Genomic DNA, 13,569 nt, shown 5'->3' on the forward strand with positions numbered 1-13,569 from the left:
GCAGGGCCAAAGGGGGTTCGCATGACACACGCTCTCAGTGGGCAGTCGGACTGGCAGCGTGTGAGCAGACTCGTCGAGGCCCTGGAACGGACCAGACCGATGAGCGACATTGAACTGCGCCGGCAGTGCCTGGAGATCACGGGGGACCGGCTGAGCGTCAACCTTGTCGCCGTGCTGCGGACGGTCTCGGCACCGCGCGGGCAGTTATACGAGGTGGTCCGGTATCTGCAGGACCGCAGGGGCGGTCTCAGGGCGCTCGCCGACTCGATCGAGTTCCTGGCCCCCGAGGCCCGGTCCACCGAGGCGTTCAGGCAACTGGTCTTCGAGGTGCCCGCCCAGCCGGTGCTGACCACGGAGGAACTGGCGGAGATCCGCGGGCTGCTGACCGGGCTGGCCGGGCTCCCGGGGCTGCCTGTCGCGGAGTTGCACCGGGCGGCGCGCGGCGTCTACGAGCGGCTGCCCCCCGGTCCCCCCGACGTCCTGCGCGCCTTCGAGCACCTGCTGGAGGCGAACGCGCGCTCCGACGGCCTGCTGCCCTGCATGGTCTACGTCGAACACGTCGCCGCGTTCGCGCCCGCCGGGCCCGCCCGCCCGCTGCGCGACTGGAACGCCGCGGTGGCGACGGCGCTCGGCCTGCTCCCCGCGTGGGAGGAACTGCGCCGCACCCTGGCTCCGGTGCCGCCGTCCGCCGGCGAGCCCACCGCCTATCTCGCCATACAGGTCGAGTGGTTCGACGTGGAGACGGACGAGTACGTGCTGTCGTCCTGGACGAAGGAGGACGCGTCGTCCTCCGCGGTCCCCGGTTACGCGCACTACCGGTGCACGGGCGAGGAGCTGGAGAGCGCCGTTGCGGAGGTCATCGCCGCCGGCGAGGACACGCTGGCGAGCCTCGACATCCAGGTCCAGGTGGAGTTCCTGCTCGGCCGGGAGCTGATCTGGCTGCCCGTCGACGAATGGGCCACCCACCGCGAGTCGGGGCTGCCGCGGCCCATAGTCCAGCACTACCCCGTCGTGCTGCGGTGTCTGGAGCGGCAGCGCGACCGGACGCTGCAACGGGTGTGGAACCGCCGCTGGCGGACGATGAGCGAGAATCCCGGCGACTGCGGATGGCAACTCTGCGGCGGCCCGGAGGGAATCGGCGCCGCCGGCCTCCAGGACATCCTGAACAAGGACACGGACACGCGCGTCGTCGCGGTCGCCCTGGCCGATGCGCCGCGCCGGCCCCGCGCCGCCGCACCGCACGCCTACGACGTGGCGTTACGCGAGGGAATCCCCGCGATGCTGTGGCACAACGACAGCGCGGAAGGGGACGTCGTGCACGCGCTCGCGGAGCACCTGTTCGACGGCGGGGTGATCGCCGGCCTGCCGGCGCGCGTCCACGAGTGGCGGGGTTCGCAGATCCGGGGCGGGGTGATTTTGCTCCACGACGACCCGGGCAACATCTATACGCAGCCGACGCGTCGGCAGTCGCCGAGGGTCATGGGGAGGACAGAGCGATGAATGACGATCGGCCTACCCGCGAAGGGCCGGATCCGGTCACCGGCGGCGGGACCGGCCCTGCCGGCAACCCCCCTGCGTGGTGGGTGTACCGCGGCGACGGCGGGAAGCTCGCCGCGCGTGATCTCGACGAGGTGCTGATGGGCCCGCCGCCGTGGCGCAGATTCGACGGCGAGCCGCTGCAGCCGCGTCCGCCCGAGGACGAGGCAGAGGTGACCCGCCGTATCGGCCCCGCCGGCCAGGGCTCCGGCACCGGCCGCCCGGTCAACGTGGACGAGGCGGACATGGTGAATGCCGCCCTGTATCTGAGGCGCCCCCTCCTGATCACCGGCCGGCCCGGCTCGGGCAAGTCCGCTCTCGCCTACCGGATCACCCGGGAACTGCGGCTGGGCCGGGTGCTGCGCTGGCCCGTGACGACGAGAACGACTCTCCGGTCGGGTTTGTACGACTACGACGCCATCGCCCGCGCCCAGGACGCCGCGACCTACCGCGCCGCCGCCGAGGCGGGCGCCGAGAGCGCCGACGACCGGATCGTGGACAAGGCCAGGGTCGGCGACTACATACAACTGGGCCCGCTCGGCACGGCTCTTCTGCCGCACCGGCTGCCGCGCGTGCTTCTCATCGATGAACTCGATAAATCGGATATCGATCTGCCGAACGATCTGCTGAACGTCTTCGAGGAAGGCGAGTACACCATTCCGGAGCTCGTCCGGAGCGCTCCCCGCGAGCCCGAGGCGACCGTCCTCACCGACGACCCGGGGGTGACGGCGCGTATCCGCGACGGCCGGGTGCGCTGCCGTGCCTTCCCGCTGATCATCATCACCTCCAACGGGGAGAGGGAATTCCCGCCCGCACTGCTCCGGCGGTGTCTGCGCCTGGAGATGCCCGTGCCCGACGAGGAGGAGCTGGCCGCCATGGTGGCCGCCAGGTTCGGTCTCGAAGCAGGCGGTCGCGGCGACGAGCTGGTACGTCTCTTCGTGGCCCGCAGCGCCCGCGAGGGCGGCCTGCCCGCTGACCAACTGCTCAACAGCGTCTATCTGGCGACCTCCGACCGCTTCACCCCGGACGGCGACTGGGAGCGGCTGCTGGCCTCGCTCTGGCGCAATTTCGATGCTGCGAGGCCGGGATGACCACCGGGCGGACGGCACCCGACCCTCCGCCGGAGCCACTCCACAGCGAGGACCTCTCCCCGAGCGAGGTGGCGGACGCGCTGTGGCTCGCCATGTGCCTGGCCGGGCGCACCCGTCCGCCGGACAGGCTGCCGCCGGGCCCGTGGCCCGGCGGTTCCGCGTACCCGCGCCGGGCCGCACCGCCGCCCGGCCGCTCCGGCCGCCCGGAGCCCCGCCACGACCAGCCCCGTCACGACCAGCCCCGTCACGACCAGCCCCGCCCCGGCGAGTCCCGCCACGACGGCCGTCCCCACGACGAACACCCCCGGGGCGAACACAGCCGCGCGCAGGACCGCCGCCCGGGCGAGGGCCGTCAGCCCGGACACGACGCCGGCGGGCTGGTGCCCGACGCAGGGTCGCACCTCCCGCTTCAGCGCACGTCGCCGCAAGGCGAGCGCTTCGGCGGCGGGCACGGCGGGCACGGCAGCCCCGGCGGGGCCGGGGCGTGGCACGACGGCTTCACGGGCCCCGGCGGCCCCGGCTCCGGCGCCGCGTCCGCGGACCCCGTCCCTGCCGAGGAGGCGCCGGTCGCCTGGCCGGCCGTACCGGGGCTGACCGACCACCGGCTCCTGGAGCGGTCGTTACGCCCTTTACGCCGGACGGTCCCCTCGGTGCACGCGACGGAGCTGGACGAGGAGGCCACCGCGGACGCACTCGTCGAGCCCGAGCCGCGGCTGCCCCGGTTCCGCCCGGCCCGGGAGCGGTGGCTCGACCTCGTGCTGGTCGTCGACGCCGGTGCGTCGATGGCCGTGTGGCGGCACACCGTGGCCGAGTTCTCCGACCTGCTGCGTAGCATCGGAGCGTTCCGTACGGTCACCGTCCGGCTGCTGGACACCGACGCGGAGCAGGACTCGCGGCTCGCCCTGCGCGGCCCGGGCAGCGGCGGGCCGGCTTACGGCCTTCTCGATCCGGCGGCGGCCGGCCGCCGGATCGTCATGGTGCTCACCGACGGGATAGGGCCTGCCTGGCGCTCGGGTGCGGGCCAGCGCCTCGTCACCCGTTGGGGCGAAAGCGTCCCCGTCGTCATCACTCATTTGCTGTCACATCTGTCGTGGCACAGAACCTGGCTCGGTACGCGCCCCGCACGGCTGCGGGCGTCCGGGCTGCGGATCGTGGCGGAGCAGGCCGAGCCCTGGCTCGCGACCGGCGCGGAGCCCGGCACCGGGGCCGGTCCGCAGGAGCCGGTCGTCCCCGTGGTCGGCCTGGAGCCGCGCTGGCTCGGCCGCTGGGCGCAGTTGCTGACGGGCGAGCGCGGCGAGTGGGCGGGCGCCCGGGTGCTGTCCGCGGTCCCCGAGGCGGACGACGACGAGGTGGAGAGTTCGCTGCCCACCCCCGCCGAGCGGGTCGTCGGCTTCCGCGCCGCCGCCTCACCGGTGGCGTTCCGGCTGGCCCGGCACCTGGCGGTCGCACCGCTGTCCCTTCCGGTCATGGAGATGGTCCAGTTCTTCGCAGAACCGGGCTCCCGCCCCGCCGATCTCGCCGAGGTCATCACGTCGGGCCTGCTGGTCGCCACGGAGGCGGCCGCCGCCGGGGACGCGGCCCTCGACACCGTGCGCTACACGTTCCTGCCGGGGGTCGCCGAGGAACTGCTGGCCTCGGGGCGGCGGACGGAGACCGCCGAGGTGATGCGCCGGGTCATCGACCACCTCACGCCCTCGCTGCCCGAGCTGCGGAAGCTGGGCGAAGTGCTGGCGGAACCTTCGCGGGTGGCCGGCGAGGTGCGCATGCCGGCGGGGGACGAGCACTGGGACTACTACGCTCCGGTCGTCCGGGCGCTGCACGCGCTGTCCGGGCCCTACCGCCCGTGGGCGGGCCGGTTGAGCAGTCTGCGGGCTTCCGGGGGCGAGCCGGTGACGCGCTCCGGCGGCGACTCGCGCTCGCGCACTGCTCCTGTTGATAAGTCCGTTACGCTACGATATGAGGCGGTTGCTGTGCCCGAGAATCCCTTAATTGATCCCGGCACCCCGGCTGAAGCAGCGGAGAGTCCACTGTCCAGGAACGATAGCGGGGCATCCGATCTCGAATCGGGTGCGACGGTGGGAAGGCACTTGCCGCGGCCGGGAGTGGTGGAGCGGGCCATCGCCGACCGGCGCAAGTCCGGCAGTCCACCCCCTGTCTGGGGTAATGTGCCGCCCCGCAATGTCAACTTCATCGGCCGCGTCGACGCGCTCCGCGATTTGCACAACAGGCTGACGCAGGGGACCACCGCGGTGCTGCCGGAGACGCTGCACGGGATGGGCGGAGTCGGAAAAACCCAGATTGCGATCGAGTATGCCTACCGGCACAGTTCGGAGTACGACATCGTCTGGTGGATTCCGGCCGGGCAGCCTGCTCAGATCCGCGCGGGATACGTGGACCTGGCGCAGCGGCTGCGACTTCCGACCGGGGCGGAGGCCAACACCGCGATTCCCGCGGTGCTGGAAGCGCTCCGGCTGGGCGAGCCGTACCGCAATTGGCTACTCGTATTCGACAACGCCGAAAATCCCGAGTCCGTGCTCCCCTTCTTCCCCCAGGGCGGTACGGGCCGGATTCTCGTCACTTCCCGGAACGGACAATGGGTCAACATGGCGCGGACTATCGAGGTGGACGTTTTCGCCCGTGACGAGAGCGTCGCGCTGCTGCGGCGCCGCGGTCCCGAGCTGACCGACCGGCAGGCCGACCACCTGTCAGAGGAACTCGGCGACCTGCCGCTGGCGATCGAGCAGGCCGCGGTCTGGCTTGCCGAGACCGGCATGCCGGCCGAGGAATATCTCGAACTCTTCCAGGGCAAGCGGGCGGAGTTCGTGAACCGCCGCAGCGAACTCCTCGAACTCGCCCCGCCGATGGACTACCAGCTCCCGGTGGCGGCCGCGTGGAACGTATCGCTCGACCGCCTCCGCGACACCAACCCCGCCGCCCTCCAGCTTCTCCAGGTGTGCGCCTACTTCGCGCCGGAGCCCGTCTCCAGGACCCTGTTCATGGCGGGGCGCAACGCCTCCCTGCCGGGCCTGCTCGGCGACGTGCTGAGCGACCCGATCCGGCTCGGCCACGCACTCCGCGAGGTCAACCGGTACGCCCTCGCCCGTATCGACCACCGCACCAACAGCATCCAGCTCCACCGGCTGGTCCAGGCGGTGCTCATCGACCAGATGACCGAGGACGAGCGCGTCTCCATGCGCGACGCCGCGCACCTGCTGATGGCCGGCGGCGACCCGAGGGAGCCCGGCGTCACCGCGAACTGGGCCAGGTACGCGGAACTGCTGCCGCACATCCGGGCGTCCGACGCGGTCAAGAGCGAGGACCGCTGGGTCCGCGGCCTCGTGGCCAACACCGTCGTGTACCTCTACACCTGGGGAGACCACGAGGCGTGCCGCGAACTCGGCACAGAGGCGCTGACGACATGGCGGCAGACGCACGGCCCCGACGACTCGCAGGCGCTGTCCGTGGCCCGCCATGTCGGCCATGCGCTGCGCTCCCTGGGCCGGTACGCCGAAGCCGCGGAACTGAACAAGGACAGCCTGGACCGGCTCCGCCGGATCGCCGGCGAGTCGCACGAGGACACCCTGCTCGCCGCCCGCGCGGTGGCCGTCGACCTGCGTGCCGCCGGTGACTTCGAGTCGTCGGTGAAGCTCAACAAGGACGCCTACGACCGCGCCATGCGCTCCTTCGGCGAGCGTGACCCGTACACCCTGGGCAGCGCCGTCGACTACGGCACGGCGCTGCGCACCGTCGGCGACTTCCAGACGGCCCGCGACCTCGACGCCGTGACCCTCCAGCTCGCCGTCGAGGTGCTGGGGGAGAACGCGCTCCTCACCCTGCTCCTCGGCAGCCTGCTCGCGGTCGACCTGCGGGAGTGCGGTGACTACGTCGGGGCCAGCGAGGTGCAGGAGATCAACTCGACGCGGTTCGAGCAACTGGCGGGCATCGAGACACCCGCCACCCTGCTCGCGCTGCGGCACCTCGGCGTCGCGCGGCGCAAGGCCGGCGACCACGAAGGCGCGCTCGAAGCCTGCCACGAGGCGTGGCAGCGCTACCGGCGCCGCTACGGCGACGACCACTTCGACACCCAGTGCGCGGCGTCCAGCCTCGCCATCGCCCAGCGCCAGGCCGGCGAGGTCGAAGAGGCCCGCAGGAGTGGGCAGGAGCTGCTGGAGCGGCTGCGCCGGAACCTCGGCGACACGCACCCGTACACCTACGCGGTCGGCACCAACCTCGCCGTCGCGCTGCGCCACCTCGGGGAGACCGAGCAGGCGCTCGCGCTCGACCAGGAGGCGGTCGACGGGCTGAGCTCCACCCTGGGCCCCGAGCACCCCTACACGCTGGCCGCGGCCATCAACCTCGCCAGCGACCTGTCCCGCCAGGGGCAGGACCAGGCGGCGGCCGAGCTGGACGAGGACACCTACCGGCGTACCCACCAGGCGCTCGGCGCGAGTCACCCGACGACGCTCGCCTGCGCCCTGAACCTCGCCGCCGATCTGCGTACGCTCGGCAAGAGCAAGCGGGCCGAGACGCTCTACGCCGCCGCGCTCTCCAGCATGCGGCAGAGCCTGGGGCAGGCGCACCCCGCGACGACCGCGGCCACGCGCGGCGACCGTGCCGACTGCGACGCGGAGGTCATGGTGATCTGAAGGCGGGCCGGGGCACGCTCTCCGCTACGGAGGTGAGTGTTCCGGCTACGCCGGCATGGTGTGGCGGAGGGAGAAGTCTTCCTCCGCCGCTTTGCGTTCAGCCTGCGGCGCCGAGCCATTCCGCCAGGGACACCGGCGATGCTCCTGCCCCGGACCCGGTTCGGGAGTCGTCGTGCAGCCAGACGGCCCGTACGAGTTCGGGGCGGGTGAGCAGCGCGGCGGCGGCCCGTTCCTCGCCGAGGCCGGCCAGGGCCAGGCCGAGGCCGACCCACGGGCTCGACGCCTCGGGCCGCTGCCGCACTTCCTCCGTGTAGCCGAGCGCCGCCGCCGCGTACGCGCGCTCCACCAGGGCGACGTCCGCGGCCGGCGCCCCGGACCGCTCGGGCCGCGCGCTCCACCACGCGAACTCGTCCGGATCGTGCCAGCGCGACTTCACCAGCCGTGCCCGATGGGACTGTTCGCCCGGCAGCACCCCGGCACGGATCGGGAAGGCGGCCAGTTCGGGAGCCGCTGCTCCCGGTCCTTCCCGGCCCCCTGCCCAGGCCCGCGCCAGCCTCCCGACGGCATCGGCCGGCGGTTCGGCGTTGCGCAGGCGCCACATGGCCCGGTGGTCCGTAGCGAGCAGCCACGCGTCCGCCGCCTCCCGCTCCGGTACGGACTCCTCGCACCAGGGCGCCACGACCGCGCGCAGCCGTGCCACGAAGTCCCGCCCGAGGTCCGTCAGTTCGTCTCCGGCGTCCAGTTCGTCGAGGGCCCGCAGGGTGCCCTTGCGCCACAGCGCGAACTCGAAGTGCGCGAGGCTCGCCGCCCCCTCCGGTGCCGTCCGCCGCCGGCCGCGCCAGAAGGCGGTGATGCCCACGTGCGCGTACACGCCCTGCAGCACGCCGGCCGCGGGCCGGGGGTCCGTGCGCCACGGCGCGTACAGCACCTCTTCGCCGTGCCGACGGCACAGGCTCGCCAGATCGAGCAGGGCGCCCAGCTTGACGTGCTGGAACTCGTGGACGAGGGCGACGGCCAGGCTCGTCGGCGTACGCGGCAGGCCGACCATGGCGCTGCCGTACGACTCGGGCGAACTCGCGCTGTACGGCTCGCCGCGCACCGCGGGCGCCAGCGGTACGAGGGAGCGCATCGTCTCGGCGAGGCTGCCGGCCAGCTCGGGCTGGTCCCGGGACAGCAACTCCCAGGCCGCGTCCAGCAACGACCGCCAGCTACGCAGCCGCTGTGGACTCAGCCGCGGCACCTCCCGGCCGCGGGTGAACGGGCCGTACGGGTCCGCGTCGTCCAGCCCGACCGACCACTGCCGCGTCCCGGCGGTCGCCTGGACCGCCGGTGTGGGCCGCCAGCCGCGGGCCTCGGCACGTACGTCGTCCGGCAGCAGGACACACGCCAGCCGGGGGGTGATCACCGCGACGCTGCCACCGGCCCGCCGTACGCCGGCGATGCCCGGGCTGCCCGGACCCTCCTCCCGCCGGGCGGAGTTGGGGAGGTCGCCGGGAAGGGTTACGGTGCCCAGCGAGGGCAGATGGACGCAACGGCCGTCCCGTACCGGCACCTTGATCTCGAAATCCGTTCCGGCCCTGATCGCCGCCGCGGCGGCGAGCGTGTGCAGGTGCCCGGCCTCGACCCACAGCGGCACGTCGTCCGGTGCGACACCGCGCAGCCGGCGCAGCAGCCCGGACGCCCACACGCCGGTGGACGGATGCATCAGGACGGCGTCGAAGGCGGCGGCGTCGGCGCGCTGGGCTCCGGTCAGCAACTCCCACGCGGCCGCGGGCGCCGGTAATCGCCCCGTGACCGCGGGATCTTCAGCGATCGCGTCGTGCACCATGCGCAACAGGAGCAGCCTCTTGCTGCGCTGGGCGCGGCCGAGGAGTCGCGCGGTCTCGCGGTCACCGCCTCCGGCGGCGAGTTGCGCGTACATGCGCGCAGGAAGCAGATGTGTGCCGAGCCCTTCGCCGGCCGGGGCATGCAACGGGGCCGTCGGCCGGTTCGTGGACGACGGCGGTGCGGGACTCGGCACCACGGGAGTCTCCGGAGCCTTCGGCGATCGGCCGGGCCTCAGCATCCCACTTGATTGCTGGCCACCAGCGGTTTCGGCAGGTCGACCTGGAGCAGGACGCGCCTGGTGGAACTCTCCAGTGCGGCGTTATCGCACAGGAGGACCTCATCCAGCGCCAGTCCGGCCACGTCCACCAGTTCCGTCTCGATGAACTCTTCGTACCGCTCCACTGCGCGGTACCCCCTGTCCTCAAGCCGACACGTGCCCTGAGGCTATGATGCGCCGTCAGCGGCGGGCAGAACAGAGGGCGTCGCGCGCCCGGGGCGCCACCGAGTGGTTTTGCGCCAGCGCGCGGCGGAACGTACGGGAGGTCACGTGCCGGGATCGCCGTCCGGCTCCCGGTCCCGCGGGCCCTGCCCGGATTCCCACTCCAGCGTCACGGTGAAGTTCGCCTCCGCCGTGCCCCGGGCCACGATCACCCCGGCCTCCGCCGAAAGCTTGACGCCGAACTCGACGGTCACCCGGTCCGGCGCCGCCGGCAGCGCGCGCAACCGCTCGTGCACGGCCGCCGCCACGGGGCGGATGCCGTCGAGGGCGTCCTGCAGCGTCCGCCCCGCGCTCGCCGCGACCTCCCCGGGCCGGGAGGCACGGACGATGCCGTCCGCCTCCTCGTCCGCCTCGACCCGGACACTGCCGGCCCCGTCCCCGGCCAGCGGAAACTCGATCACCTGCACCACGCCGTCCCTCCCCAAGTCCCCCACGGCAACAACGAGACCACAGCGTAGGACCCCGGCCCCCCACCCGGACACGTCTCCGCGGATTGCCCCGCCGGCCCGGGGCAGGTCGCCGTGGAGTCCGGGAGCGCCGGCTTGTCGGTGGTTCGTCGCGTCGGCATACGGATTCACGGACGCGGACCCGGAGGAGGAGCTGATCGCGTCCGCCGGGGAGGGCGGCGGAGGAGTGCGGTTCTCGACGGTCCCCGTGCGGCGGGGTCAGGCACCGGTGTGGAGGTGGGCCGACCAGAGGAGCGGGGCGTGGGGGCGGCGGGTGCGCTCGCGGTGGACGGCGGTGTGCAGGGCGTACGCGGCACGGGCCGGGTCCGGGCGGCCGTCGTCGGCGTGCAGGTGGGTGTAGAAGGCTTCGGCGATACGGGCCGCCGCGCTGTCGTTGATCTCCCACAGGGTGGCGATGACCCGGGGGAAGCCGCCGAGCTGGAAGGCGGAGGCGAGGTGGATCGACTCGTCGAAGAGCTTGATCCCGCTGGTGCCCGCGGTCCGGCAGGCGGAGAGGTAGGCGAGTTCGGCCCGTTCGAGGTCGACGGGTGACAACGAGGCGACGGTGAGCGGGTCGGTGTCCGCGTCGTGCAGCAGCAGGCGGCTGCGCGACGGGTCGCCCGGGTCGGTCTCGGCGTGGCAGGCGAAGTGGACGATGCGGTGGTGCGGCAGCGCTGCCAGCACCGCGGCCTTGGTGGGCGGCGCGGCGGCCGGTACGGGCCGGTCGCCGCCGGCGGTCGCGGCGGTCCGCGGGCCGTTCGCGGCACCCGCCGGGTGCGTACCGTACGGGCGGGGCGTTCCCGCCGTGTCCGCGCCATCCCGGTCCGGCTCGGTGAGCAGGACGGCGTCCGGCCAGTGCCGCAGCAGGACCGCGGTCTCGGCAGGTACGGCGTGGAGCCGGCCGCCGCCGGGCAGCCCGGGGGTCGTCGGCATCGCGACGACCAGCGGCGCCCCGGTACCGCCGCTCGCGGGTCCGTCGCGGCGGGTGCGTTCGCGGGCGTGGCGCAGCGCCCGCACGGTGGGGGTGTACGAGGAGACGACCCGGTCCAGCACCGTACGGCGCCCGGGGTCGCCGGACTCGTCGCCGTGGTGGCCGGCGGCGTGCAGCGGAAGCCTGCCCAGGAGCCCGCCGGGCGCCCACCACACCCGGGGCCAGGGCGAAGACACCCCAGGCCCGGGGCCGTTCCCGCCGTCCGTACGGGCCGTGCCGTGGCCCAGGGCCTCCAGGACCGGGCCGGCGGCGGTGTCCCACAGCCACTCCAGGACGGCGGACACGGTCCGCTGCGCCGCCGCACCCGCCGGCCGGGCGAGCGCCGTCGCGAAGACGTCCTGCCGTTCCAGCAGGGCGCGCACGGTGAGACCGGGGAGTTCCAGCGGGGTGACGACGTCCGTGGTGAGCAGGAGCGCGTCGCTGCGGTAGCGGCAGACGTTGAAGACGACCACCGGGCCCTCCGCCGCCTCTCCCAGCAACTCCGCCAGCGGTGGCGGCAGGGCGAACGAGGCGAGGCCGGGCAGGGCGCGGATCTCGGCGAGCAGCGCCTCGAACTCCGCGGCCGTGCGGTGCCGGTCGCCGCCTTCGCCGCCGGGACCCGCCGGCCGGTCGAGTTCCCGCCGCAGGGCGGTGAACCGGGCGGCGAGCCGCGGGTGCCGGGCGGTCAGGTCCGTCAGGTCGCTCCGCGAGTCCAGCGCCTGGGACAGCAGCACCCCGCGCCCCGTCTCCAGCAGCCGCAGCGCACGGGCCGCGCGGTCCCCGGCGCTGCCGCCGGCGGCCAGCGCCAGCGCCGCCGCCTCCGCGGCCAGCCCGGCGAACGTGCCCAGCGCGTACTGCTGGTCGGCCCGTTCCAGCCGCCGCGACGGCACCCGGGGCAGCAGCCGTACGGCGGTCTCCGCGAGGTCGGCCGCCGCCGCGGCGTCCGTGCGCGCGAGCAGCACGGCGCCGGCGCGCGCGGCCCGTATCCGCAGGGCGGGCGCCGCCTCCGCGGCGGTGGCCGCCGCGCGCCGCGCCGCCACCGCGTCCGCCAGGTCGGCCGCCGCGCCGGTCCCCGCGGGGCCGCCGTCCGGGGCGTCCCCTTCGCCGTCGCCTCCTTCGCCGCCGGTACGGGACCGCTCGTACCGGTCCTGGAGCACGTTCCCCAGGTTGAACAGGCAGCGGGCCCGGTCCGGGTCCCCAGCGGTCAGCGCGTCGACGGCTTCCCGGGTCCGCTCGACGGCCGCGTCCAAGTCCCGCTGTTCGCCGGTGTGTTCGGCCCGGGCCCGCAGCACCGTGCCGAGGTTGGACAGATACGTCGCGCGGTCGCCGTGCCCGGCCGGGGTGGCGGTCACCGCCTGCCGCGCGGTGTCCACGGCGGCGTCCAGGTCGGCCGCGGCGCCGGAGCGTACGAAGCGGTCGTGCAGCGCGGAGGCGAGGTTGGAGAGCATGCCCGCGCGCTGCGGGTGCCCGGGCGGCAGCGCGTCCACCGCCCGCCGCAGCGCGCCCACGGCGGCGGTCAGGTCGGCCTCGTCACCGGTGCGTACGTACCTGGTCTGGTGCACGGTCCCCAGACAGGAAAGCGTGGCCGACCGGGCCGGGTGCCCGGCGGGCAGCAGTTCGACGGCGCGGATCTGGAGCCGCAGGGCGGTCTCCAGGTCGGCCAGCGCCCCGGTGTGCTGGAAGCGCGTGTGCAGGGCGTTGCCGAGGTTGGACAGCGCCCCGGCGTGGTCCTGGTGGTCCTCAGGCAGGCCGTCGACGGCCTGCCTGAGGCAGCTCACCGCCGCGTCCAGGTCCCCGTGGTCGCCGGTGTGCGCGAAGCGCCGGCGCAGTCCGGTGCCGAGGTTGGAGAGGCACATGGCGCGGTCGGGGCCGTTCTCCGGGGTGTCGGCCAGGGCCTGGCGGGCGGTGTCGACGGCGGCGGTCAGGTCGGCGGTGTTGCCGGTGCGTTCGAAGACGAGTTGGTGGACGGCCGCGAGGTCGGACAGGAGCTGCGCCCGCACCGGTTGCCACTGCGCTCCCGCCGCCGGGGACAGCGCGTCGGTGATACGGCGGAGCAGCGCGGCGGTGGCGACGGCGGGCCGCGGTCCGGCGTCGGCCTCGGCGGCCTCGTACATCCGGGCGACGTGCGGGACGGCCGCGGCGGCGACGGCCGGCTTCAGCTCCTCGGGTATGCCGTCCCGGTCGACGAGGAAGCAGGGGACGAACAGCCCGACCGCGGCCTCCAGTTCGGCGTCCCCCGCCGCACCGCCCCCGCCGTCCGCCCCGTCGCTCCGGTACGCCAGAAACCGGTACCAGTGGAGCCAGCCCAGCGCGACCAGGCACCGGTCGTCGCCCTCCCCGGAGCCGATCACCGCCCGCAGCGCCGCGGCCTCCCGGGCCGCGGCGGCCTCCACGGCCGGGGCGAGGTCCCGGCCCGCTTCGACACGCCTGACCCGCGCGTCCACCGCGGCGAGTTCGTCCCGCACTCCGGCTCCCCCCTCGTACCGCCGGCACCGCCCCACCGCGCATCGGCCGCCGCCGGCCCGGCCCCGGCCGCGTCGAGCCTCCTGCATAC

Annotated in this window: 7 protein-coding genes; 3 read left to right on the forward strand and 4 right to left on the reverse strand. The window is 74.2% G+C overall.

The features are described 5' to 3' along the window. Positions 1 to 21: 21 nt before the first annotated feature. The 3 genes from ACFYVJ_RS27025 to fxsT are packed head-to-tail and all read left to right on the forward strand — an operon-like array spanning position 22 to position 7,273. Positions 22 to 1,500 (forward strand): hypothetical protein, encoded by a 1,479-nt coding sequence (locus ACFYVJ_RS27025; protein ID WP_388896473.1) that lies wholly within the window; start codon positions 22 to 24, stop codon positions 1,498 to 1,500. Beyond that, complete coding sequence (locus ACFYVJ_RS27030; protein WP_388896476.1) at positions 1,497 to 2,627, forward strand: AAA family ATPase; 1,131 nt, start codon at positions 1,497 to 1,499, stop codon at positions 2,625 to 2,627. Before ACFYVJ_RS27025 ends, ACFYVJ_RS27030 begins: the two co-directional genes overlap by 4 nt. Continuing rightward, positions 2,624 to 7,273 (forward strand): FxSxx-COOH system tetratricopeptide repeat protein, encoded by a 4,650-nt coding sequence (gene fxsT, locus ACFYVJ_RS27035; protein ID WP_388896479.1) that lies wholly within the window; start codon positions 2,624 to 2,626, stop codon positions 7,271 to 7,273. The genes ACFYVJ_RS27030 and fxsT overlap by 4 nt, the downstream gene beginning before the upstream one ends. Before the next feature lie 97 nt (positions 7,274 to 7,370). Here the strand turns inward: fxsT and ACFYVJ_RS27040 are convergent, their stop codons facing one another. From ACFYVJ_RS27040 to ACFYVJ_RS27055, 4 genes are all read right to left on the reverse strand, one after another. Further along, positions 7,371 to 9,194, reverse strand: coding sequence for an HEXXH motif domain-containing protein (locus ACFYVJ_RS27040; protein ID WP_388896481.1), 1,824 nt, complete (start codon positions 9,192 to 9,194; stop codon positions 7,371 to 7,373). Between the two features lie 137 nt (positions 9,195 to 9,331). Continuing rightward, positions 9,332 to 9,502: a hypothetical protein gene (locus ACFYVJ_RS27045; protein WP_388896484.1), complete on the reverse strand. Its 171-nt coding sequence runs from the start codon at positions 9,500 to 9,502 to the stop codon at positions 9,332 to 9,334. 141 nt (positions 9,503 to 9,643) lie between these two features. After that, positions 9,644 to 10,009 carry a CU044_2847 family protein gene (locus ACFYVJ_RS27050; RefSeq protein ID WP_388896487.1) on the reverse strand — a complete coding sequence of 122 codons (366 nt, stop codon included), beginning with the start codon at positions 10,007 to 10,009 and terminating at the stop codon, positions 9,644 to 9,646. A gap of 255 nt (positions 10,010 to 10,264) precedes the next feature. After that, positions 10,265 to 13,480: a CHAT domain-containing protein gene (locus ACFYVJ_RS27055; RefSeq protein WP_388896489.1), complete on the reverse strand. Its 3,216-nt coding sequence runs from the start codon at positions 13,478 to 13,480 to the stop codon at positions 10,265 to 10,267. Positions 13,481 to 13,569: the final 89 nt, after the last annotated feature.

The organism is Streptomyces sp. NPDC004134, from assembly GCF_042874195.1.
GTDB lineage: Bacteria > Actinomycetota > Actinomycetes > Streptomycetales > Streptomycetaceae > Streptomyces.

Bases quoted from the DNA above. Each gene is read 5' to 3' on its own strand.
- ACFYVJ_RS27025 (WP_388896473.1), top strand. From the start codon at position 22: ATGACACACGCTCTCAGTGGGCAGTCGGACTGGCAGCGTGTGAGCAGA.
- ACFYVJ_RS27030 (WP_388896476.1), top strand. From the start codon at position 1,497: ATGAATGACGATCGGCCTACCCGCGAAGGGCCGGATCCGGTCACCGGC.
- fxsT (WP_388896479.1), top strand. From the start codon at position 2,624: ATGACCACCGGGCGGACGGCACCCGACCCTCCGCCGGAGCCACTCCAC.
- ACFYVJ_RS27040 (WP_388896481.1), bottom strand. From the start codon at position 9,194: ATGTACGCGCAACTCGCCGCCGGAGGCGGTGACCGCGAGACCGCGCGA.